The sequence below is a fragment of the Arthrobacter sp. HY1533 genome, assembly GCF_027568515.1.
Taxonomy (GTDB): Bacteria; Actinomycetota; Actinomycetes; order Actinomycetales; family Micrococcaceae; genus Specibacter.
The window spans coordinates 11,900-34,596 of record NZ_JANKZF010000006.1 but is presented as its reverse complement, the minus strand read 5'-3'; the positions used below and the strand labels follow the sequence as shown (position 1 = coordinate 34,596).

General features: G+C 62.6%; 20 protein-coding genes and 2 tRNA genes. 17 read left to right on the top strand and 5 right to left on the bottom strand.

What is annotated here, in order from left to right; translation table 11 throughout:
• Positions 1-15: 15 nt before the first annotated feature.
• On the bottom strand, positions 16-417 hold the full coding sequence (gene rnpA, locus PCK14_RS06560; RefSeq protein ID WP_269937661.1) for a ribonuclease P protein component: 402 nt from the start codon (positions 415-417) through the stop codon (positions 16-18).
• Positions 418-472: 55 nt separating this feature from the next.
• On the bottom strand, positions 473-610 hold the full coding sequence (rpmH, locus tag PCK14_RS06555) for a 50S ribosomal protein L34 (RefSeq protein ID WP_011776797.1): 138 nt from the start codon (positions 608-610) through the stop codon (positions 473-475).
• A 582-nt stretch (positions 611-1,192) separates the two neighbouring features.
• On the opposite strand from rpmH, the gene dnaA reads away from it, so the two are divergent.
• From dnaA to PCK14_RS06495, 12 genes are all read left to right on the top strand, one after another.
• Positions 1,193-2,629, top strand: coding sequence for a chromosomal replication initiator protein DnaA (gene dnaA, locus PCK14_RS06550; protein WP_269937660.1), 1,437 nt, complete (start codon positions 1,193-1,195; stop codon positions 2,627-2,629).
• Positions 2,630-3,095: 466 nt separating this feature from the next.
• On the top strand, positions 3,096-4,220 hold the full coding sequence (dnaN, locus tag PCK14_RS06545; RefSeq protein ID WP_269937659.1) for a DNA polymerase III subunit beta: 1,125 nt from the start codon (positions 3,096-3,098) through the stop codon (positions 4,218-4,220).
• Between the two features lie 59 nt (positions 4,221-4,279).
• Complete coding sequence (gnd, locus tag PCK14_RS06540) at positions 4,280-5,167, top strand: phosphogluconate dehydrogenase (NAD(+)-dependent, decarboxylating) (protein ID WP_269937658.1); 888 nt, start codon at positions 4,280-4,282, stop codon at positions 5,165-5,167.
• 21 nt (positions 5,168-5,188) lie between these two features.
• On the top strand, positions 5,189-6,427 hold the full coding sequence (gene recF, locus PCK14_RS06535) for a DNA replication/repair protein RecF (RefSeq protein WP_269937657.1): 1,239 nt from the start codon (positions 5,189-5,191) through the stop codon (positions 6,425-6,427).
• Positions 6,420-7,010 carry a DUF721 domain-containing protein gene (locus PCK14_RS06530; protein WP_269937656.1) on the top strand — a complete coding sequence of 197 codons (591 nt, stop codon included), beginning with the start codon at positions 6,420-6,422 and terminating at the stop codon, positions 7,008-7,010. The genes recF and PCK14_RS06530 overlap by 8 nt, the downstream gene beginning before the upstream one ends.
• A 363-nt stretch (positions 7,011-7,373) precedes the next feature.
• Positions 7,374-9,425, top strand: a complete 2,052-nt coding sequence (gene gyrB / locus PCK14_RS06525; RefSeq protein ID WP_442864679.1) for a DNA topoisomerase (ATP-hydrolyzing) subunit B — start codon at positions 7,374-7,376, stop codon at positions 9,423-9,425.
• 69 nt (positions 9,426-9,494) lie between these two features.
• A complete protein-coding gene (gene gyrA / locus PCK14_RS06520; protein WP_269937654.1) occupies positions 9,495-12,140 on the top strand; it encodes a DNA gyrase subunit A in 2,646 nt (881 codons plus the stop codon).
• Complete coding sequence (locus tag PCK14_RS06515; protein WP_269937653.1) at positions 12,137-12,694, top strand: DUF3566 domain-containing protein; 558 nt, start codon at positions 12,137-12,139, stop codon at positions 12,692-12,694. Before gyrA ends, PCK14_RS06515 begins: the two co-directional genes overlap by 4 nt.
• A 122-nt stretch (positions 12,695-12,816) precedes the next feature.
• A tRNA-Ile gene (locus tag PCK14_RS06510) sits at positions 12,817-12,890 on the top strand.
• A 35-nt stretch (positions 12,891-12,925) separates the two neighbouring features.
• Positions 12,926-13,045, top strand: a complete 120-nt coding sequence (locus PCK14_RS06505) for a DLW-39 family protein (RefSeq protein ID WP_333474347.1) — start codon at positions 12,926-12,928, stop codon at positions 13,043-13,045.
• A gap of 40 nt (positions 13,046-13,085) precedes the next feature.
• A tRNA-Ala gene (locus PCK14_RS06500) sits at positions 13,086-13,161 on the top strand.
• A 67-nt stretch (positions 13,162-13,228) separates the two neighbouring features.
• Positions 13,229-14,095, top strand: coding sequence for a DMT family transporter (locus PCK14_RS06495; RefSeq protein ID WP_269937652.1), 867 nt, complete (start codon positions 13,229-13,231; stop codon positions 14,093-14,095).
• Positions 14,096-14,154: 59 nt separating this feature from the next.
• On the opposite strand, the gene PCK14_RS06490 is transcribed toward PCK14_RS06495, so the two are convergent.
• On the bottom strand, positions 14,155-15,084 hold the full coding sequence (locus tag PCK14_RS06490; protein WP_269937651.1) for a hypothetical protein: 930 nt from the start codon (positions 15,082-15,084) through the stop codon (positions 14,155-14,157).
• Between the two features lie 154 nt (positions 15,085-15,238).
• Between PCK14_RS06490 and PCK14_RS06485 the strand changes: the two genes are divergently transcribed.
• Both PCK14_RS06485 and PCK14_RS06480 read left to right on the top strand, forming a co-directional pair.
• Positions 15,239-15,781 (top strand): peptidylprolyl isomerase, encoded by a 543-nt coding sequence (locus PCK14_RS06485; RefSeq protein ID WP_269937650.1) that lies wholly within the window; start codon positions 15,239-15,241, stop codon positions 15,779-15,781.
• A 273-nt stretch (positions 15,782-16,054) separates the two neighbouring features.
• On the top strand, positions 16,055-16,738 hold the full coding sequence (locus tag PCK14_RS06480) for a rhomboid family intramembrane serine protease (protein ID WP_333474346.1): 684 nt from the start codon (positions 16,055-16,057) through the stop codon (positions 16,736-16,738).
• Here the strand turns inward: PCK14_RS06480 and PCK14_RS06475 are convergent.
• Complete coding sequence (locus PCK14_RS06475) at positions 16,725-17,231, bottom strand: flavin reductase family protein (protein ID WP_269937648.1); 507 nt, start codon at positions 17,229-17,231, stop codon at positions 16,725-16,727. The two genes, PCK14_RS06480 and PCK14_RS06475, sit on opposite strands and share 14 nt — an antisense overlap.
• Positions 17,232-17,886: 655 nt before the next feature.
• Here PCK14_RS06475 and PCK14_RS06470 point away from each other — a divergent pair.
• Both PCK14_RS06470 and PCK14_RS06465 read left to right on the top strand, forming a co-directional pair.
• Positions 17,887-20,505 (top strand): LuxR C-terminal-related transcriptional regulator, encoded by a 2,619-nt coding sequence (locus PCK14_RS06470; RefSeq protein WP_269937647.1) that lies wholly within the window; start codon positions 17,887-17,889, stop codon positions 20,503-20,505.
• A gap of 576 nt (positions 20,506-21,081) precedes the next feature.
• Positions 21,082-21,405, top strand: a complete 324-nt coding sequence (locus PCK14_RS06465) for a hypothetical protein (protein ID WP_269937646.1) — start codon at positions 21,082-21,084, stop codon at positions 21,403-21,405.
• Here the strand turns inward: PCK14_RS06465 and PCK14_RS06460 are convergent.
• Positions 21,402-21,656, bottom strand: coding sequence for a cell division protein CrgA (locus PCK14_RS06460; RefSeq protein ID WP_269937645.1), 255 nt, complete (start codon positions 21,654-21,656; stop codon positions 21,402-21,404). The two genes, PCK14_RS06465 and PCK14_RS06460, sit on opposite strands and share 4 nt — an antisense overlap.
• A 192-nt stretch (positions 21,657-21,848) precedes the next feature.
• On the opposite strand from PCK14_RS06460, the gene PCK14_RS06455 reads away from it, so the two are divergent.
• Positions 21,849-22,697 carry a class E sortase gene (locus tag PCK14_RS06455; RefSeq protein WP_269937644.1) on the top strand — a complete coding sequence of 283 codons (849 nt, stop codon included), beginning with the start codon at positions 21,849-21,851 and terminating at the stop codon, positions 22,695-22,697.

Below are 22,697 nucleotides of genomic sequence, written 5' to 3'. Positions count from 1 at the left end.
CTTCTCCTTATGGCCCTATTGTTCCTCGACTGCGGCAGCTGCCGGGGCAGGCTGCGCAGCTTCTCCCATCCTCCCGCCCAAGCGGGGGAATGCGGTGGAAAATGCCTTGCGGTAGTCCGTGGCCAGCTCACTGAAGGAGGCGTTGGCGGCGGCAGGCAGGGCCCGCACCACAACGTTTATTCCACAGGGATGCTCTTTGACTGTCGCAACAACTATTTCCCTCAGTCTCCTCTTAACGAGGTTCCGGGTCACAGCGTTCCCAACAGTTTTCGCCACGATGAACCCAACTTGGCTGGGTGCATCCGGAGAAGTGGACACCACATATAACACTAAGTTCCGGCGTCCATTTCGGACGCCGGAACGTACAGTATGTGAGAAGTTGGCGGAAGTCCGCATTCTGTTTCTGGTGGCCAGCACCGTGCGACCTACCGCTACTTCACTAGGGCCTGGCGAATTGCCAAGCAGTTATTGTTTAGGCCGACAGCTCTACGCGACCCTTGCCACGGCGGGCGGCCAGAATGGCGCGGCCGGCGCGGGTGCGCATACGAAGGCGGAAGCCGTGCTTCTTGGCACGACGGCGGTTGTTCGGCTGAAAAGTCCGCTTGCTCACGGTAGTTACTCCAAGACAATCAAAGATGCGCCTTGCCCGCAGCTAACAGGGTAAGAAAGGGGTCGACGCTAAGTATATGGATGCCGGCTTCTCGCTTCTCAAGAAATACTTGACAAGCGTACGCGGTAGCGCAAAGCAGACACATGGGACTTCACAACATTAGGTCATTGGCGCACCTGCAGTCAAACGGCCAGACGCCCGATCGGCCGCCAGGCGGCTCCCGGCAGTGCCCAACAGAGCACTCAACAGGGTTCTGCAGGAGCCGGGGCAGTTCATCCACAGCTGTGCACAACTCCGTGGACAATGCCTGTGGAAGAAGCCCGATCCGGCACACCCCTGTGACATTTATCCACAACCCCTTTCTCCAGCTATCTTCTGGAGTATCCATCCTTTAGGCTAGGCCAGTAGCAAGTTATCCACCGATGTGCATAACTCTGTGGATTACGGCGGTTTAGCCGTATTTGGGTTGCTTCCCCCGCATCCAGTCCACAGGCCTGCGGTGTGTAACGGACATCACGGGCAGCGTGGGTTAACAGACAAGCATTCCGGTGGGCCAACCGGCGTTAAGGTAAGGAACATTCAATGAGCACTGAGGACATCAATGACGTTGGAAGTTCCTGGCGACGGGTCATCCGCATCCTGGAACAGGATGAAAGGGTTTCCCCGCGGCAGCGCGGCTTTGTGGTTCTCACACAGCCCCAGGGCCTGATTGGAAACACCCTGCTGGTTGCGGTTCCCAATGAACTGACGCGCGAAGTGCTGCAGAACCAGCTCAGCACGGCACTCAACGATGCACTGGGCCAGGTGTTCTCCGAGGAAATCAGCTGCGCCTTCAGCGTCAACGCAGACCTGGTGCCGCCGGCAAAGGAAGAAGAGCCGGCCCCGGCCCCCGTGGCCATCCGCACGGAACAGCCTGTGCACCACGAACCGCAGGAACAGCCCTCGAAGCCGGCCCCCACACCGCCGAGTACCTCGCAGGAGTTTGGCCGGCTGAACCCGAAGTACATTTTTGACTCCTTTGTCATCGGTTCCTCCAACCGATTTGCGCACGCCGCGGCCGTTGCCGTCGCAGAGGCCCCGGCCAAGGCCTACAACCCGCTGTTCATCTATGGTGATTCGGGTCTGGGCAAGACCCACCTGCTGCACGCGATCGGACACTATGCCCGCCGCCTGTACACGGGAATCCGCGTCCGGTACGTGAATTCGGAGGAATTCACGAACGATTTCATCAACTCCATCCGCGATGACGAGGGCGCCAGCTTCAAGCAGCTGTACCGCAACGTGGACATCCTGCTGATTGACGACATCCAGTTCCTGGCCAACAAGGATGCCACCCAGGAAGAGTTCTTCCACACCTTCAACGCCCTGCACAACCACAACAAGCAGGTTGTCATCACCTCCGACCTTCCGCCGAAGCGCCTCCAGGGCTTTGAGGAACGCATGCGTTCACGCTTCGAGTGGGGCCTGCTGACCGATGTGCAGCCGCCGGAACTGGAAACCCGCATCGCGATCCTGCGCAAAAAGGCCATTGGCGAAGGCCTTTCCGCCCCGGACGACGCCCTGGAATACATCGCATCGAAGATCTCCACGAACATCCGTGAGCTCGAGGGTGCCCTGATCCGCGTCACCGCATTCGCAAGCCTGAACCGCCAGCCGGTGGATGTTGGCCTGGCCGAACTGGTGCTCAAGGACCTCATCACCGACGACGGTGCGCAGGAAATCACCTCGACGGCGATCCTGGGGCAGACGGCCGCCTACTTCAACATCTCGCTGGAGGAGCTGTGCAGCAAGTCCAGGACACGGACCCTGGTGACTGCCCGGCAGATCGCCATGTACCTGTGCCGTGAGCTGACTGACATGTCCCTGCCGAAGATTGGGCAGGAATTCGGTGGCCGCGACCATACAACTGTGATCCATGCAGACCGCAAGATCCGCGAGTTGATGGCCGAACGCCGGGCCATCTACAACCAGGTCACGGAGCTGACCAACAAGATCAAGCAGCAGCAGCGCGAGGGATAGTCCGCGCAGCGGAGAAAAATTTCTGAGAAATTAACAGCTGTGGATAAGCCTGTGGATTAAAAGGGCACAAGTGCACACTCCCTGCGGATAACTCAGGGGGTCCCTGTGGATCATTAAATTGGCGCCAAAAGTTCTCCACTTCGCCCCACAGCCACAAGCGGGATGACCCCACAGGCTGTGCACAGGCAACTTCGGTGCGATCCCGTGACGCAGGGCAGTTATCCACAGTATCCACAGGACTTATTAACACTACGAACTACAAGAATTCTTCGTTTCAAAGAACATTTACCTTTCCCCGGTTCGACGCCCTGCAGGCAGTGCAGAGCAATGCCCACGTGGGCAGTTCTAGGGGCTAAGCTGTCTCCAAGCATGTAATTTGCGTCCTCCTGCTGTGGGCACTTCCACCTGGCAGCACTGTTGGGCGCTCACTGAACTTTTTTCGCACCATGAAAGGCGGCACCCTTCCGTGAAGTTCCGAGTCGAACGGGATGTTCTGACCGAAGCAGTCAGCTGGGCCGCACGATCCTTGTCACCACGCCCTCCTGTCCCCGTGCTTTCCGGCCTTCTCCTGAAGGCCGAGGCAGGGACACTGAGCCTGGCCAGTTTTGACTATGAGATCTCTGCGCGCCTGCAGATCCCTGCTGACATTTCCGAGGAAGGCACCATCCTGGTGTCCGGCCGCCTGTTGGCAGACATCTGCCGCAGCCTGCCGGCAGCCCCGGTTGATGTTGAAACCGACGGCAGCAAGGTCACGCTGACCTGCCGCAGCAGCCGCTTCCATCTGGCCACCATGCCGGTAAGCGACTACCCGGAATTGCCGGCCCTGCCGGAAGTGAGCGGAACAGTGGACGGCGAAGCGTTTGCCCAGGCCGTTTCCCAGGTCATCATTGCCTCGAGCAAGGACGACACCCTGCCCATCCTCACCGGCGTGAAGATGGAAATCGAGGGTGACCTGATCACCTTGCTGGCAACTGACCGGTACCGCCTGGCACTGCGTGAAATCCGCTGGAACCCCAGCACGCCCAACATCTCCACGGGTGCGCTGGTCAAGGCAAAGACCCTCAGCGAAGTGGCCAAGACCCTTGGCAGCTCAGGCAACATCAACATTGCCCTCTCTGAAAACAGCGAGCTCATTGGTTTCGAAAGCGGTGGCCGGCGCACAACCTCGCTGCTGGTCGACGGCGACTACCCCAAGATCCGCTCGCTGTTCCCGGACACCACGCCGATCCACGCAACGGTGGAAACCCACGCACTGGCTGAGGCCGTTCGCCGTGTGTCGCTCGTTGCCGAACGCAACACCCCGGTTCGCCTGATTTTCACCGACGGCCAGCTCACCCTCGATGCCGGCACCGGCGAGGACGCACAGGCTTCGGAGAACCTGGAAGCCACCCTGGTTGGCGAGGAAATCACTGTTGCCTTCAACCCGCACTACCTCAGCGAAGGCCTCAACGCCTTTGACAGCAAGTACGTGCGTTTCTCCTTCACCTCGGCACCCAAGCCGGCCATGCTCAGCGCACAGGATGACATCGACGGTGAACGCCGCGACGAGTACCGCTACCTGGTCATGCCCGTAAGGCTGCCCAACCAGTAGGACACCCGCCGCAGCCGCCCCTCATCAAGAACCCACACCATGGAAGAGAGCTAGATAACGTGCATATTGGACTCGTTGGACTTGGAAAAATGGGCTTCAACATGAGGGCGCGGCTGCGTGCAGCCAGCATCGACGTCACAGGATTCGACAGGAACCCGGACGTCACCGATGTGTCATCCCTGCAGGAACTCGTTGCTGCGGTTCCGGCTCCCCGGCTCATCTGGGTCATGGTCCCTTCCGGCGACATCACGAACTCCGTCATCACCGAGCTCTCAGGTCTCATGGAACCGGGTGACCTCCTGGTCGACGGCGGCAACTCCCGCTTCACGGAGGACCAAAAGCACGGGGAACTCCTTGCCGCCAAGGGCATCGGCTTCATGGACGTTGGCGTTTCCGGCGGTGTCTGGGGACTGGAAAACGGCTACGGCCTCATGGCCGGCGGCTCAGCTGAAGATGTGTCCCGGGCCCTTCCGGTCCTGGACGCACTCCGCCCGGAAGGCGACCGCGCGGACAGCTTTGTCCACGTGGGCGAAGTCGGAGCCGGCCACTACGCCAAAATGGTCCACAACGGCATTGAGTACGGTCTCATGCAGGCCTACGCCGAAGGCTACGAATTGCTGGCGAAGAAGGACATCATCGCGGACCTGCCGGGAACATTCCGGGCCTGGCAAAAGGGCACCGTTGTGCGCTCCTGGCTGCTGGACCTCATGGTCAAGGCGCTCGATGAGGATCCCGGCCTGGAATCCATTGACGACTACGTTGAGGATTCCGGCGAAGGCCGCTGGACTGTTGAGGAAGCCATCGCCAATGCGGTGCCCGCCCCTGCCATCACGGCCGCCCTCTTTGCCAGGTTCGCATCACGGGAAGACAACTCGCCGGCCATGAAAATGGTCTCGGCACTCCGCCACCAGTTCGGCGGACATGCAACAAAACCTGCCGGTTCCTAGCGGTGGATGATTCCGGGTTCCATGTATCTTGAACACCTTTCGCTCACCGATTTCCGCAGCTACGCCCAGGTCGACCTGACCCTGACACCGGGTGTCACAGTACTCGTGGGCTCCAACGGCCTGGGCAAGACCAACCTGGTGGAATCAATTGGCTACCTGTCCACGCTTTCCTCACACCGGGTCAGCAGCGACGGCCCCCTCCTGCGCTTTGGCACGGAACGGGCCCTCATCCGGGCCCAGCTGGTCAGGGGCGGACAAAAAGTCATGGTCGAGGTGGAGGTCAATGCGAGCCGGGCCAACCGGGCACGCATCAACCGAGCCAATCCCGTCCGGGCCCGGGACATCCTGGGCATTTGCCGCACTGTCCTCTTTGCCCCGGAGGACCTGGCCCTGGTCAAGGGGGATCCCGGCAACCGGCGCCGTTTCCTGGATGACCTTCTGGTTGTCCTGATGCCACGCCATGCCGGCACGCGCAGCGACTACGACAAAGTGCTCAAGCAGCGCAACGCACTGCTGAAATCCGCACGGTCACAGCATTTTTCCCGTTCAGGCGTCTCCGAATCACAGCTGGCCACCCTGGATGTGTGGGACCAACACATGGCTGCTGCCGCCGCTAAGCTGCTCGCCGCCAGGCTCGAATTGCTCAACCGGCTCCGCCCACACATGGCCGAGTCCTATGCCCAGCTGACAGATGGTTCCAAGGTTTTGCGGGCCATATACCGCAGCAGCCTGGACCCGATTGGCGCGCAGGAGCAGCCCGGAATGCACGACGGCGGTGCCCCCGACATTGCCGGCGCACCATCGGGTCCTTCCGCAGAAGACGGCGAAGACCTGTCGCTGCTCAGTGTCGATGACCTCGCCGAACGCTACCGCGTTGAATTGGCAGCCTCCCGAAGCCGCGAGCTGGAGCGCGGAATGTCACTCGTGGGCCCGCACCGGGACGAGCTTGACCTGCTTCTGGGACAGGCGCCGGCCCGGGGGTACGCATCCCACGGGGAGTCCTGGTCAATTGCCCTGGCCATGCGGCTGGCATCCTTTCATGTGCTCGACGAGGACAGGCACGTGGACGGCAACCAGCCGATCCTGATCCTTGACGACGTTTTTGCCGAGCTGGACGCCCAGCGTCGGCGGAAGCTTGCGGCCATGGTGGCATCCGCCGAACAAGTCCTCGTGACGGCAGCCGTGGGTGGCGACATTCCCCAGGAACTGGCGGGCTCCACCGTCCAGGTGATCCCCGGCGGCGTGGTCCCCAATGAGTGAGCAGCCCCCGGGCTTCTCCGAGGAGGATCCGACGGGCCAAAAACACAGCCGGGAGGCTGCGGCACAGGACCACACCACAGAAGTTGATGCGGCCCAGGCGGCCCTGAACCGGATGCGGCGGATCGCCAAGGGCCGCGGGGAACTGAGAATTTCACGGAACAAGTTGGGGCAAAAGGCTTCGCCGGGCAACAAGCGGACGCCGTTCCTTGATTCAAAAATTGGCAGCGGCCGCGACCCGCAGGGCCTGGGCAATGTGGTCAGCCGGCTGGTGTCGGACCGGGGTTGGAGTTCACCCCTTGCCGTGGGCTCGGTCATGACACGCTGGGATGCCCTGGTCGGCCCCGACATTGCCGCGCACTGCCAGCCGGAAAGTTTTGAGGCCACCACCCTCCACGTCAGGTGCGACTCGACAAGCTGGGCCACCCAGTTGAGGCTGCTTTCCTCATCGCTGCTTGCCCGCTTTGACGAGGAACTGGGCCGCGGCGTCGTCACCAAGATCATGGTCCTGGGCCCGGCCGCGCCCAGCTGGCGCAAGGGATTCCGCAACGTCAAGGGCAGGGGCCCCCGGGACACCTACGGATAGATCCGCCCACCGTTTGGATGAACTGCACAACGCGCTGCAGGGCGATTCAAACACCCTTTGGCGTACAGCTCCTCAAAGAAGGCCGAACGATTGCGTTCTAAGTGGGTTTTCTGGCCTCGCAGGGCACGTTGGCGCCCCATATGGGGGCTCCACAAGGTAGAATCGGAGCATAACCGTCTCTCCGCGGCGCTGTGGCAGTTTTTTGGTTTCGTTGAGAGCGGTATTTATCTGCCTACCCAGAGGAATTGATGCACGGGCGAGCAAGCACCGTGTGCCCTTTCCCGTGCTGGCAATCGAGCTGAACAACAAGAGGGGTCGAACGCGCCTGTGACGACGAACAATTCGGATAGTGCCGTGAATCCAGTGCCTGAAGACGCGCAAACAAGCGCGGAGACGGCCGCCGCGGAAGCGGCAGCCTCCGGCCACTACGATGCCAGCGACATCACAGTCTTGGAAGGCCTCGAGGCCGTCCGCAAGCGTCCCGGCATGTACATCGGATCCACCGGCCCGCGCGGCCTGCACCACCTGGTCTACGAAGTGGTGGACAACTCGGTGGATGAAGCCCTGGCCGGCTACTGCGACCACATTGACATCACCCTCACGGCCGACGGCGGTGTGAAGGTCATCGACAACGGCCGCGGCATCCCCGTGGACATCCACCCCACCGAGGGCAAGCCCACGGTTGAAGTGGTCATGACCATCCTGCACGCCGGCGGCAAGTTCGGCGGTGGCGGATACGCCGTCTCGGGCGGTCTTCACGGCGTGGGCATTTCCGTGGTCAACGCCCTGTCCCGCAAGGTTGACACGGAAATCCGCCGCAAGGGGCATGTCTGGCGCATGAGCTTTGCCGACGGTGGCAAGCCCCAAGGCACCCTGGTCAAGGGTGAGACCACCACCGAAACAGGCACCACGCAGACGTTCTACCCGGACCCCACCATTTTTGAGTCCGTTGAGTTCGACTTTGAAACCCTGCGCGCGCGGTTCCAGCAGATGGCCTTCCTCAACAAGGGCCTGAAGATCTCCCTCACGGACGACCGCGCCACCGCCGACGACCACGACGGCGACCCGGACCTCGACGCCATTCCCGAGGGCAAGGACGTCGCAACGGGCAAGCGCGTTGTTGTTTACCAGTACAACGACGGCCTGCTGGACTACGTCAAGCACCTGAACACCTCCAAGAAGTACGAGACAGTCCACGAGGACGTCATCGCCTTTGAAACCGAGGATTCCAGCCGGAGCATGGCCGTGGAAATTGCCATGCAGTGGACCACGTCGTTCTCCGAAAGCGTCCACACCTACGCGAACACGATCAACACGCATGAGGGCGGCACCCACGAAGAGGGCTTCCGCGCCGCCATGACGTCCCTGATCAACCGCTATGCGCGCGAGAAGAACATCATCAAGGAAAAGGATGACAACCTCACGGGCGACGACATCCGTGAAGGCCTCACCGCCGTCATCTCCGTGAAGCTCTCCGAACCCCAGTTTGAGGGACAGACCAAGACCAAGCTGGGCAACTCAGAGGTCAAGGGTTTCGTCCAGCGCGTTGTCACCGACGGCCTGGGCGACTGGCTCGAACGCAACCCCGGCCCGGCCCGCGACGTGATCCGCAAGTCCATCCAGGCCTCCATGGCCCGGCTCGCGGCCCGCAAGGCGCGTGAAAACACCCGCCGCAAGGGGCTGCTGGAATCCGGCGGCATGCCCGGCAAGCTCAAGGACTGCCAGTCCAAGGACCCCGCACTCTCCGAGATTTACATCGTGGAGGGTGACTCCGCAGGCGGCTCGGCCGTGCGCGGCCGGAACCCAACCACCCAGGCCATCCTGCCCCTGCGCGGCAAGATCCTCAACGTCGAGCGCGCCCGGCTTGACCGGGCCCTGGGCAATGCTGAAGTCCAGGCCATGATCACGGCGTTCGGCGCCGGCATCGGCGAGGACTTTGACGTGGCCAAGGCCCGCTACCACAAGATCGTCCTCATGGCCGATGCCGACGTGGACGGCCAGCACATCACCACGCTGCTGCTGACCCTGCTGTTCCGCTACATGCGCCCCTTGATTGAAAACGGTTACGTCTACCTGGCGCAGCCGCCGCTGTACCGCATCAAGTGGTCCAATGCGCCGCACGACTATGTCTTCACCGACAAGCAGCGCGACGCAGCCTTGGCCGCCGGTGCCGCAGCGGGCCGCCGCATCCCCAAGGAAAACGGCATCCAGCGCTACAAGGGCCTGGGCGAGATGGACTACACGGAACTGTGGGACACCACCATGGATCCGGCCCACCGCACCCTGCTGCAGGTCACCATGGACGATGCAGCCGAAGCCGACCAGATTTTCTCCATCCTCATGGGCGAAGACGTTGAATCCCGACGCAACTTCATCCAGCAAAACGCCAAGGACGTCAGGTTCCTCGACATCTAGGCCACGCCTTCATGGCAGCTGCGACATAGAGCGATTCAGACATATATTGGGAATGGAATATAAAAGATTATGAGCGACGAAACACCGCAGAACCCCGGCGAGCCCACGGTGGATGACACCAGCGCAGAGGTGCTCGAGGGAAACCTGATGCATGACAAGGTAGAGCAGATTGATCTCCAGGATGAGATGAAGCGCTCGTACCTGGACTACGCCATGGCCGTCATCGTGGGGCGTGCCCTGCCTGACGTCCGCGACGGGCTCAAGCCCGTGCACCGCCGCGTCCTGTACGCCATGTTCGACGGCGGCTACCGCCCGGAGCGCTCCTTCAACAAGTGCGCCCGCGTGGTTGGCGAAGTCATGGGCCAGTACCACCCGCACGGCGACTCGGCCATCTACGACGCCCTGGTCCGCCTGATCCAGGACTGGACCATGCGCTACCCGCTGGCCCTGGGCCAGGGCAACTTCGGCTCGCCCGGAAACGACGGCGCCGCAGCACCCCGATACACGGAAACCAAGATGGCCCCGCTGGCCATGGAAATGGTCCGGGACATCGACGAGGAAACCGTCGACTTCCAGGACAACTACGACGGCAAGAACCAGGAACCCACCATCCTGCCGTCGCGTTTCCCAAACCTTTTGGTCAACGGCTCCTCCGGCATCGCCGTGGGCATGGCCACCAACATTCCCCCGCACAACCTGCGCGAGGTTGCCGAGGGCGTCCAGTGGTACCTCGCCAACCCCACGGTGGGCCGCGAGGAGCTCCTGGAAGCGCTCATCGAGCGCATCAAGGGCCCGGATTTCCCCACCGGCGCACAGATCCTGGGCCGCAAGGGCATCGAGGACGCGTACCGCACGGGCCGCGGCTCCATCACCATGCGTGCCGTGGTCAACGTGGAGGAAATCCAGGGCCGCACCTGCCTGGTGGTCACCGAGCTGCCGTACCAGGCCAACCCGGACAACCTGGCCATCAAGATTGCCGACCTGGTCAAGGACGGCAAGATCTCCGGCATTGCCGACCTTCGCGATGAAACCTCCGGCCGCACCGGCCAGCGCCTCGTCGTCGTGCTCAAGCGCGACGCCGTGGCCAAGGTGGTCCTGAACAACCTGTTCAAGCACACGCAGCTGCAGGAAAACTTCAGCGCCAACATGCTGGCCATCGTGGACGGCGTGCCGCGCACCCTGCCGCTGGATGCCTTCATCCGCCACTGGGTCACGCACCAGATGGATGTCATTGTCCGCCGCACCCGCTTCCGCCTCCGCAAGGCCGAGGAAGAAGCGCACATCCAGCGGGCACTGCTCAAGGCACTGGATGCCCTGGATGAAGTCATTGCCCTGATCCGCCGTTCGTCCACCACCGAGGAAGCCCGCGACGGGCTGATCCAGCTCCTGGACATCGACGAGATCCAGGCCAAGGCCATCCTGGACATGCAGCTGCGACGCCTTGCCGCCCTGGAACACCAGAAGATCCAGGACCGGGCCACCGTCCTGGAAACCATGATTGCCGAGTTCAACCGCATCCTGGCCGATCCGGATGTGCAGCGCGGCATTGTCAGCGACGAGCTGGCAGAAATCACCGCCCGCTTCGGCGATGACCGCCGCACGGAAATCATGATGGGCTACGACCCCAACATGAGCATGGAAGACCTCATTCCCGAAGAGGAAATGGTTGTCACCATCACCCGCGGCGGCTACGTCAAGCGCACCCGCAGCGACAACTACCGCACGCAGCACCGCGGCGGCAAGGGCGTCAAGGGCGCCGCGCTTCGCGGGGACGACGTCGTCGAGCACTTCTTTGTGACCACAACGCACCATTGGCTGTTGTTCTTCACCAACCTGGGCCGCGTCTACCGGGCCAAGGCCTACGAACTGGCCGAGGCCGGCCGCGACGCCAAGGGCCAGCATGTGGCCAACCTGTTGGCGTTCCAGCCGGACGAGAAGATCGCCCAGGTCATGGAGCTCAAGGACTACCAGCAGTCCCCCTACCTGGTTTTGGCCACCAAGAACGGCTTGGTGAAGAAGACGTCCCTGGAGGACTACGACACCAACCGCTCCGCCGGCGTCATTGCGATCAACCTGCGCGACGGCGACGAGCTGGTCTCGGCCCAGCTGGTCTCCGACACGGATGACCTCCTGCTGGTGTCCCGCAAGGGACAGTCGATCCGCTTCACGGCCAGCAACGATGCGCTGCGTCCCATGGGGCGTGCAACCTCCGGTGTCACGGGCATGAAGTTCCGCGACTTTGATGAGCTGCTCGCGGCCGCCGTTGTCACTGAAGACTCCTACGTGTTCATTGTCACCGAGGGCGGCTATGCCAAGCGGACCGCCGTGGACGAGTACCGCCTGCAGGGCCGTGGCGGCCTCGGCATCAAGGTGGCCAAGCTCGTTGAGGACCGCGGTGACTTGATCGGCGCCCTCATTGTCCAGGAGGACGACGAGGTGCTGGTGGTCATGAGCGGCGGCAAGGTGGTGCGCTCGGATGTGTCCGAGGTGCCCGCCAAGGGACGCGACACCATGGGTGTCATTTTTGCCAAGCCGGACAAGAACGACCGCATCATCGGCATCGCCCGCAACAGCGAACGCGGCCTCGAGGAAGATGAGGACTTTGTGGAAGGCGACGCCCCCGCGGAGGCGGGCGAAGGGGACCTCGAAGCCAAGCCACAGCTTGATGAAGTACCGTTGAATGGTAATGATGGAATAACTGGAGGTACCGAGTGAGCACCAACAACCCGACTCCGCGGCCCGGCTCCGCACCCAGGGTAGGCGCCCCGGCACGACCCCCGCAGCGCCCGGCGCAGCGTCCCGCACAGCGCCCCACCGGCGCACCGGCCGCCGGCAGTGCCGCGGCCAAGCGACCTGCACCCAAGGCGCCGCCGACGCTGGTCAAGCCCGCGCCCAAGGCCAAGGCACGGCGTGCCCGGCTGCTGGTCAGCAAGATCGACCCGTGGTCGGTCCTGAAGATGGCCTTCCTGCTGTCCGTCGCCCTGGGCATCGTGACAGTTGTGGCATCCATTGTTCTGTGGTCCGTGCTGGACACCATTGGCTTGTTCGACAAGGTCAACTCCTTCATCAACGACATCCAGGGCCAGGAGGGCGGAACACCGTTCGACCTGCTGAGCATCGCCTCACTGGGCCAGGTGGCATCGTTCTCCACGATTGTCGCCGTGGTGAATGTTGTGTTGTTGACCACACTTTCGGTGCTGTCGGCCTGGCTGTACAACATCTCAGCCACCCTGGTTGGCGGCATCGGCGTGACCCTGACGGACGACTAACGACTCGTCCAACAGCCAAAAATCCTTGAATCGGCGGGCCAGCAGGCCCCTGCGGCCCGCCGATTTTGGACTTTGGGATTCTGTGGGGTAAAGTTTTGTCTCGGCCCGGTGAGGGTCACTGAGGGCGTATAGCTCAGGCGGTTAGAGCGCTTCGCTGATAACGAAGAGGTCCCTGGTTCAAGTCCAGGTACGCCCACGGAACCTGCTGGTTCTTGGCAAGGATGGTGTGCATTGAAGAAGTTGCTGGTTTTGGCCACTGCTTTGGTCGCTGCAGTTTTCCTGAACAAGAAATGGCGGGAATCCAAAGTTGTGAAGACAACGTGGAGCAAGTCCACAGATTCTGTGATTTGAATCTTTGGCCCGGCTTTACATATACTTGAATCTGCCTCATGGGGGCATGGCGCAATTGGTAGCGCACCTGCTTTGCAAGCAGGGGGTTCGGGGTTCGAGTCCCCGTGCCTCCACCATGGGAAACAACCCCGGTCTTCGGACCGGGGTTGTTTTGTTTGTCCCCGCGTGCCCTAGGCTTGGTTGGTGATATTACTACTGGCCGTTGTGGGCATTTTGGGCGTTTCCGCCTCTGGACCCATCATGGCGGCCACTGCGGCCCCCGCCCTGACCATCGCGCTGTGGCGCAACGTTTTCGGGGCACTGGTCCTGGGCGCCCCCGCGATCGCAAAGAATCCCCGCCTGTTTGGGTCCCTGACCCGGGCGGAGCTGAAATACACGGCACTCGCCGCGACCGCCCTGGCCTTCCACTTCGCCTGCTTTGTCACCTCGGTGAAGCTGACCAGCGTCGCAGCCGCAACGGCCCTGGTCTGCCTGCAGGCGGCATGGATTGCCCTGTTCCAGTGGATCAGGGGGGCAAGGCCGCCGCGGCCCGTCCTGCTGGGTCTGGGCACCGCCCTGCTGGGCGTTGTGGTCATCACCGGCTTCGACATGGGCGTCTCGCGGGAGGCCCTGATCGGTGACCTGCTGGCAGTCGCCGGCGGCGTGCTGGCAGCGATCTACACGATGGCCGGCTCCAAGGCACGCAAGACCCTCTCCACAGGCGTTTACTCGAGCCTCTGCTACGGCCTGTGCTCGGTGATCCTGCTGGCCATGTGCCTGGTGTTCGGTGCGCCGCTGGTCAACATTCCGCCGGAGGCCTGGTGGGGCATCATTGGCGTCACGGTTGCCGCGCAGTTGTTTGGGCACACCATCTTCAACTACCTGCTGGCCACCATCTCACCGCTCGTGGTCTCCATGATGATCCTCGTGGAAATTCCGGGCGCGGCCATCCTGGCCGGCATCTTCCTGGGGCAGCAGCTCCCGCCGGGAACTTATGTTGGCCTGGCACTGATCCTGGCCGGGCTGGCCGTGGTCATCATGCGCCAGGGCCGCAGCGGGCTCAAGAAGTAGTCAAGGCTAAAGGGAAGGGCCCGGATCCACTTGGATCCGGGCCCTTCCGCGCACTGCTTCTACTTCTTGGGTTCGGCAGGCTTCGGTGCGGCAGGCTTGGGCGCCGCAACCGGCTTGTCCACCACGTCCTCAACAGCGTCGGCGACTGCCTCCTTGGCGTCGTCCACTGCCTCCTTGGCGTCGTCCACGACGTCAGCCACCGTGTCGGCAACATGCGCACCGGTCTTGGCAGCGCCGTCGTCCGCGGGGACAGGGGCAGGAACCGGGGCAGGCACGGGGACTGGGGCGGCGGCCGGGGCCACGGGGGCAGGCGTCTTCCACGGGTCGGCCACGGGCTTGGACGCCTTCCAGGCAGCGGCACCGGCAGCGGCCGCAGCGGCAATTATGCCAACCACGATCCAACCCTTGCCGGACTTCTTTTCCTTCTTGGCAGCCTTGGCCAGCTCATCCGCAAGCTTCTTCGCTGCCTCGGCGGCAGCCTTTTCCGCCTTGGCCACGGCCTTCTTGCTGCCGGCCAGCTTAACGGCGGCCGCCTCGACCTGGCGGGACACCTTGGACTTGTCCAGCGCGGCCTCGACGGCGTGGGCGGCGTCGCCCAGCTTGTCCGAAACCATGGGCAGGAAATCCTCCACAACCCGGTCCTTGGCGGAGGTGATGGCGGGGGCGGTCCGATCCAGTGCCTCCTGGATGTGCGGGGTGGCCTCGTCGACGGCATCGGAAATCCGCGGGGCAAGGCGTTCCAGGCCCTCCTGCAGCTTCGGGGTGACGGCCGCAACGCCGACCGCCGTGTACTCCGCGGCCCTGCGCAGGCCGTCCTGGACGATCGGGGAAGCGTGTTCAATGCCCTTTTCAATGCGGGGAACGGCCCAGCCCAGGGCGGCCTCGACCCGCGGTGCGGTCCACTCCCGGGCAGTCTCCACGTGGGGGGCCGCCCACTCCAAGGCGTTGTCGACGCCGGAATTGAGTGAGTCTTCCAAACCTTGGGTCAAGCGGTCAACCTTCTTCACGTTTCCTCCAGATGTAGGCAGTATCATTCTTCAGCCTACGTCCACGTGCGCCCCGTTGCCATCATTGCCAGTTCGCCGGGCGCGGAATGCCCTGACTTCTCAGAAAATTTCCACGCTTACGTGGCAGAATGGCGCCATGACTGCTATCCCAACCGCAAAAGCAACTATCAGCACGAGCCTCGGCGACATCAAGGTTGACCTGTTCGGCAACCACGCGCCCAAGACCGTGGCGAACTTCGTTGGCCTGGCCACCGGAACGATCGAGTGGACCCACCCGGCCACCGGCGAGAAGACGAACGCCCCCCTGTACAACGGCACCATCTTCCACCGCATCATCAAGGACTTCATGATCCAGGGCGGCGATCCCCTGGGCCGTGGAATTGGCGGCCCCGGCTTCCAGTTCGACGACGAAATCAACCCTGACCTGAACTTCAACGACCCCTACAAGTTCGCCATGGCCAACGCCGGCATCCAGGGCGGCCGCGGAACCAACGGTTCACAGTTCTTCATCACCACTGTGAACACGAGCTGGCTGCAGGGCAAGCACACCATCTTCGGCGAGGTGACCGACGAGGCCTCACGCGCCGTCGTGGACGCCATCGAGGGCGTGGCAACCGGAGCCGGCGACAAGCCGCGCGAAGACGTTGTCATCAACTCCGTCACAGTCGAGCAGCTCTAACAACGGCTTTGCCCTTCACGGCTTTGGCCGCCGGACCCCCATGGGGAACCGGCGGCCAAGGCCTTCCTTTTATCTCCCCTGAGGACCCGATCCATGAGTTCTGCATTCCCGGTCCAGGAACCCGCCACCGGCATTCCTGTTTGCCCCCGCCACCCCGACCGCGTCTCCTATGTGAGTTGCCAGCGGTGTGGCCGGCCAACCTGCCCGGAATGCCAGCGCAGCGCAGCAGTGGGGGTCCAATGCGTGGACTGCGTGCATGAGGCAAGCAGGTCCGTGCCTTCGCGCCGCACCATCTTTGGCGGCGTCGCCCGCGCCGGCAGGCCCGTTGTCACCATCACCATGATGGCCATCTGCGTTGCCATGTTTGTCGCCAGCTGGGTGATTCCGAAGGACTTCATTTTCCAGACCTTCGCCTACGCCCCCTTCCTGACGGAGTCCGAGCCGTGGCGCATGATCACCTCCGCGTTCCTGCACTCATCAAACTTCATGCACATTGCCTTCAACATGTATGCCCTGTGGATCCTGGGCAATGCGCTGGAACCGGCATTCGGGCGTGTCCGTTTCCTGGCCGTGTACCTGGTCAGCGCCCTTGCCGGGTCTGTGGGCGTCCTGCTGCTCTCACCCATTGACACGGCAGTGGTTGGCGCCTCGGGCGCCGTGTTTGGCCTGTTCGGGGCCCTCTTCGTGGTGCAGCGCAAGCGTGGCGGGGACGTGCGCCAGATTGTTGTCCTTTTGCTCATCAACGCCGCCATCGGCTTCCTTCCCGGCGTGGGCATTGCCTGGCAGGCCCACCTGGGCGGCCTGATCGCCGGGGCCCTGTGCACAGCCGCCATCGCCTACGCACCGGCCAAGAACCGCAATTTGGTCCAGTGGGGCGGCATGGCCGCCGTTGTGGCCCTCCTGGTGGTCCTGACGGTCTACAAGGTCTCCACGTTCCCCAACTTCATCCTCGGCTGAGCCGGCTGTAGCTGCCGCCGTAGTGGACCAGGGGGGACAGCTCCCTGGTAAGTGGCGCATCCTCCCCCATTGACACCACATTGCCCACCACAAGAAGGTGGGTCGCCGCCTCGTGGACGGCGGTGGTCTCCACCTCAAAATAGGCCAGCGCGCCGGCTATCACCGCATTGCCGGTCACTGGGCCGCGCCTGAATTCAACCTGGCTCAACAGGCCCTCAATGGGCGTGCCCGGGCTGGCCAGCCAGTTCGCCGCCGACTTCTGGTCCGCCGTGAGAATAGACAACGCCCACGCGCCCCGGGCTGCAACAGCCTGGGCGATCCGGGACTCCGCATACAGGCTGACGAGCAATGTCGGTGGGTCATAGGACACTGACAGGAAGGAACTCACCGTGGCCGCATGGTCGCGGCCGCGTTCCGTGGTGCTGATGATGGCCACTCCGCTTGCCTGTTCACCGCCCAGGCGCCGGAATTCGTCGATCGCATCCTGTGTCAATTGCTGTGGGAAAACTCTGTGGGCATCGAGGGGATCAGCTAGTTCCATGGCATCATCGTCCCATGTATCCACAGTTATCCACATGGATGTCCACATATGGGCATAACTTACAGAGCTGTAGTTCTAGTAGTTGAGGATTCGTCGTACACGGTGTTCTCCACAGGGTTGTGCACACTGGGCATAAGTTACACACATGTAATTCCACAGCTGTGGATTACTTTCCCGCGCTGATTTTGCCGGGTTGCCGCGAAATGGGTCACAAAGTTATCCACTTCTGTGGATAACTTTGTGAACAACTATGGATAACCACAGTTTCGAAAATTGCTTGTGGATAGTTCGAATGAGTTGTGAACATCCGTGGACAACTCTGTGGGTTGTGGGAAAAGGTTACCCACAGTGTGGATAACCTTGGGGACAGTCGCATGGGCGGCCTGTGGATTTGTTCTTTGCGCCGAGGGCAAGTCCAGATGCTGGCGATTGCGTCGACACATTGCATGTGGCTACATAGACTGAGGCTAGTTTTTGTGGTTTCACTTCATGGCGGCGCCCGGCAACGGCGCCGCCACGGTCGAGCAGGTCCCGCAGCTGGGGACTGAATTTCACGAAATGGGGATTTGTGGCCCGCCGGGCAAACGTTGGGGACATAGTCAACGAATTGAACGGCACCTCTTCGAGGGGGGTGCTGATCGTCGGTTCACGCGGCACGGGTAAGACGTGGACACTGGGCCAGATTCTTGCTGCCCTTGGCCCGGAATCGGTCACCATCAGGTTTGCGGCCAGCAAGGCGTTGTCGGCCATACCTTTCGGGGCAGTGAACGCCCGCGTAGGCGCAAACCTGGTCCGCAGCAGTGACTACTATGAGGTGCTCAACGGGCTGCTGGATCAAATCAGTGACTCCGTCACGGCCGGGCATCGTGTTTTTCTCATGGTGGACAACGCCGAACACCTTGACAGCCAAAGCGCGGCAATCATCATCCAGGTGGTCATGTCCACCGAGGCCAAGCTCATCCTCGTGGACCAGCCCGGCGGGCACCACACGCACCTGCGTGAACTGTGGCGCGACGGGCACCTGACCCGCTTTGAACTCGCCCCGCTGCGGGCCGAGGAAGTCCAGGCGTACCTGGAGGGAGTGCTTGGAGGCAAGGTTGCACGCCCGGCCGCCGACTACCTGACCAGCCGTTCGGCGGGAAACCCGCTGGTCTTGCGGGGCCTCGTGGCGGGGGCCGAGGAGGAAGGCTCCCTGCGAAAAGTCAACAATGTGTGGATACTGGACCATCCAGCCGACCAACTCGGCGTGGAGTCCTGGGAGTTCCTGCAAATGGAGCTTGACCATGTCCCGCCGGGCTCCCGGCGCATCATTGAGATCTTGGCGCTGGCAGGGCCGCTGCCCCTGGATGCGCTGCTGGATTTGACGGGCCCGGAATCCGTTGACGACATCCAGCAGCGTGAATTGGTGGAGATTGTCCCCGGCGAAGTCCTCACTATGCGCTTGTCCCGCCAGGCCACGGCGGCCTCCATCAGGGCCATTGTCCCCGTGGGCCGCAGCCGGCGCCTTTTGGCGGATGTGGGAGAGGTCCTTCCCATGGACGACCACCTGGATGCCGAGAGGATCATCAACTTCACCCGCTGGTCCCTGGACTGCGGGCTTCCGGTGGGCAAGGACAGGATTCTGGAGGCCACTGTCTGGGCAAACCAGCTCATGCGCCCCATTGACGCCCTGCAGTTCAGCAGCAACAAGACAGGTGTTGCAATTTCGGCCGAATTGATGGCGGAACGGGCCATTGCGCTGCTTAACAAGAACCTGCCCGATGAGGCCCGCGCCGTTGCCCTGCGGGCGCTGGACCTGGCAGATTCGCCGAAGGCTGCCGCCGCGGCACTGCGGGCGGTGCACCTTGCCCATGTCTCGGAGGTGGACTATGAAAAGCGCTTCAATGATGCACTCGCCCGCCATGAAGACCGCTTCGGCACAACGGCACTGAACGAATCTTCAACTCGGGCCGACATCGATGTCCTGCTGCTTCTTGCCGCCAGGGACGTCTCACTTGGAGACGTTGCAGCCGCTGAAACACGCATCCAGGACCTGCTGGCCCACCCCGGCACGGCCAATTCGGGCGATCAGGTCCTGCTCAAGTCCCTGCAGTGTGAAGTGCTCAGTGCCACGGGGCAACTGACCGGCGCAGTGGAAATGGCCATGGAGGTCATTGGTGTTCTGGAGCACCCGGCCGGATTCCCCCGGCCGGACATCGCCATCCTCGCCTACTCACGTTCCGTCGCGGCATTTATTTACGACGGCGCATGGAGCCATGTGGAATTCGCCCTGGATCCGGCGACGTTCACCAATCCGGACATGATGCTCTATTCGGGCGGCCTCCGGGATCTGGCCGAGGCCATGATGCACTGCCGGCGAGGCCACATTGAGGAAGCACTGGTCTCCCTCGAATCGGCCGTGGGCGCCCTGGGCGACTATGACCCCTGGTCGGTCCTGACCACGGCCCTGGGGCTTTTGGCCTACTGCCAGGTCATGCGTGGAGACCTTGCAGGCTCGCAGGAGTCCCTGAATCACCTGGCCTCGCAGAACCGCCGGAGCGGCAAGTTTTATGAACTTGACGGAGCGGCTTACGCCGCAGCCGCCCAGGTCATGACCGGGCAGGCCGAACTTGGCCTGGCCCGACTGCGCAGCCTGCAGCGCGAGTGCCTGAACCGCGGCTACCTCGGCATCGAACTGACGGTGCTGGGGCTGCTTGTGAGGATTGGGGACAGCGCATCCGTGCCTAGGCTCGCCGAGGCCTCCTTGCAGCTTGAATCCACCTGCAAGGACTTCTATGTGGAGTGGTCCAGCGCCGTGCAGTCGCAGGATCCAGCCAGCCTGGACCGGGCCAGTGCAATCGCCCTTGACTACGGTTTTGAACTTGTCGCCGTTGAACTTGCCACCCAGGCGCTGAAGAAGTTCAATGACCGGGGCAAGGTCCACAAGAGCCGCAAGACCGCCAGCAAGGTTGTGGCCATGCGCGAGCAAATGCCAGGCCTGGTCTCTCCGGTGTTCCAGTCCATCGACCAGCCCAAGATGACTCGGCGGGAGCACCAGATTGCGTTGCTCGTGGCCCGGGGGGAATCAAACAATTCCATCGCCGAACGGTTGAATGTTTCCCTCCGCACCATCGAGGGGCACCTGTACAGGACGTTCATCAAGCTGGACATCCAGTCACGGGAACAACTGGCCGCCCTGATGAACGGCGACCGCGCAAAGGTGCCCTCAGAGGCATATTCCTCTTGAGGGACCACTCTTAATCGAGCCAAGCCACTCCATGGTTGTGTGCCCGAAAACCGCTGGAATTAGAGTGGCCGCCGCCAAAAAATGTGTTTCCCTTCCCAAAATTAGAGTGATCGCCACTCGCGTTTTCATTGACGGCCCCTTCCTACAATGAGCAGGCACACCTTGTGCACCGGGTCTCTCGTTGGGGGGGGATTTAGTCATGGAATTTCTGCCGGCTCGTCATGGAACCAACGGAGGGAGACGCCTTGCGTCCCCTCCCGAGCATTTCCTTGCTCGCAACCATGGGGGAACCACGCAACAGGGCAACCATGGTGGCCAACCGCCGCCACAAGGAAAGGACTCTCTGGCGTCCCCCGGCGCCAGAGGAGAAACGGCGGTCGAGTCCCCCAGCTGACCGCCGGGCCGAAAGGCGCGAAGGCCCTTGCCATCCCCCGGCAGGGGCCTTCGTAGTGGCCCGGGACGATCTGCATTGCCCTGTTCGCGAGACTGGCTTCGGCCTACCATGGAAGAAAGCTGACACCCGCGCCGGGCAATCCTGCGCGGTGGTGCCGGAGCCGCGAAAGGCAGGGCAGCACAATGTCGTCTGGGCATGATGATTCACAGCGTGAAGAAGAAACAGGGACGCCACAGGCCACACCCGGACGGGGACGGTACGTCCAGGGGCAATATGGCAAGGCCGGTGCGGAAAAGGGGCACGAGGCCGGGGACTCGGAGGGCCGCTTTGTCGAAGGGGACTACGGGGCCGCCGGAACGGAGGGCGCCAGCGAAGGAGACGGTGCCGGAAGGTTCGTTGAAGCCGACTACGGCACGGCCGGAGACGTTCCGGGCCGTGCCGCAGGTGATGCCAGGGGCCGTTACGCGCAGAGCGACCCGGGGGAGGAAGGGAAGCCTGGCGGCTAGCTCCGCCAGCGCGTGGTCATCATGAACCCGGCCAGGGCGATGGCGAAGCCAATGCCGATGTTCCAGTTGTGGATGTTCGGGATCGGGAAGGCGCCGTCGGAGATGTAGTACGTGATGATCCACGCCAGGCCAAGCAGCATCAAGGAGACCATGACCGGCACAAACCACACGGCGTTGGGCTGCTGTGCCTTGGTGGACGGAGTTTGGGCCGGGCCCTTTGCGGGGCGGCGACGCGACTTGGACTCAGGCACAGGAGCTCCTTGACATTGCGGCCGCAAAGAGGGCCGATTCGGTGGTTGGCAAGGCAGTTCATTACCTGTGGGTTTGCGGGGCAAATTGTTCCAGGCCGGTAAACTGCCGGTATTGTTGACGTAATTCTAGCTGCATTTAACGCAGCCATTGATTGCATGACATTGACGCCAAAACCCAGTCAGGAGACCCGCGTGGTTCAATCGCCAGGCCACCTCGATTCTGTCGTGGGCGTTGACGAACTCCTCGCCGGGAACAACAAGGCACGGGCGCAGCGCAAGCGCTCGGACAGGCGCCGCCGTGATCAGCGGCCGCGCCAGGGATTCTTCCGCACACTCGTGCAGGTTGTTGGCGAGCTTCTCATCACCGCCGGCGTCATCCTGCTGCTCTTTGTGGTGTGGGAACTGTGGTGGACCAACATTGAGGCGAATACCGCCCAGCAGAATGCAGTCTCCCAGTTTGCCCAGGAATTCCAGGGCCCCGTGACTCCCCCGCCGCCCGGGGGCTCCACCGACTTTGGCCCGCCCAAGGTCATGGCCGTCCCGGATGCCCCCAGCACGGTGTTTGGTGTTGCGTACATCCCGCGCTTCGGCAAGAACTACAGCCGGCCCCTCGTGGAGGGTGTGGCCCAGGCCCAGCTCGACACCCTGGGCCTGGGCCGGTACGAAAGCTCCACCATGCCTGGCGGGGTGGGAAACTTCGCCATTGCCGGCCACCGGCAGACCCACGGGGCCGTGCTGGATGCCATCCACACCCTGGTGCCGGGCGACAAGATCTACATCCAAACCAAAGACGGCTACTACACGTACGTGTTCCGCAACAACCAAGTCGTCATGCCCAACCGGGCCGATGTGTTGCTGCCCGTCCCCACACAGCCGGATGCCAAGCCCACCGAGCGGTTCCTGACCATGACCAGCTGCAACCCGCGGTTCGGCGCCGAGGAGCGCATCATTGCCTACTCGGTGCTTGAATCCTGGCAGCCGGCCAGTGCCGGACCCCCGGCCGCAATTGTGGCCCAAGTTGCTGCGAACCAGAAAGGCTGA

What these genes read in the sequence shown, in the direction of transcription:
- PCK14_RS06530 (WP_269937656.1), top strand. Translation starts at nt 6,420, where the DNA reads ATGAGTGAGCAGCCCCCGGGCTTCTCCGAGGAGGATCCGACGGGCCAA.
- recF (WP_269937657.1), top strand. Translation starts at nt 5,189, where the DNA reads ATGTATCTTGAACACCTTTCGCTCACCGATTTCCGCAGCTACGCCCAG.
- gyrA (WP_269937654.1), top strand. Translation starts at nt 9,495, where the DNA reads ATGAGCGACGAAACACCGCAGAACCCCGGCGAGCCCACGGTGGATGAC.
- PCK14_RS06485 (WP_269937650.1), top strand. Translation starts at nt 15,239, where the DNA reads ATGACTGCTATCCCAACCGCAAAAGCAACTATCAGCACGAGCCTCGGC.
- dnaA (WP_269937660.1), top strand. Translation starts at nt 1,193, where the DNA reads ATGAGCACTGAGGACATCAATGACGTTGGAAGTTCCTGGCGACGGGTC.
- PCK14_RS06465 (WP_269937646.1), top strand. Translation starts at nt 21,082, where the DNA reads ATGTCGTCTGGGCATGATGATTCACAGCGTGAAGAAGAAACAGGGACG.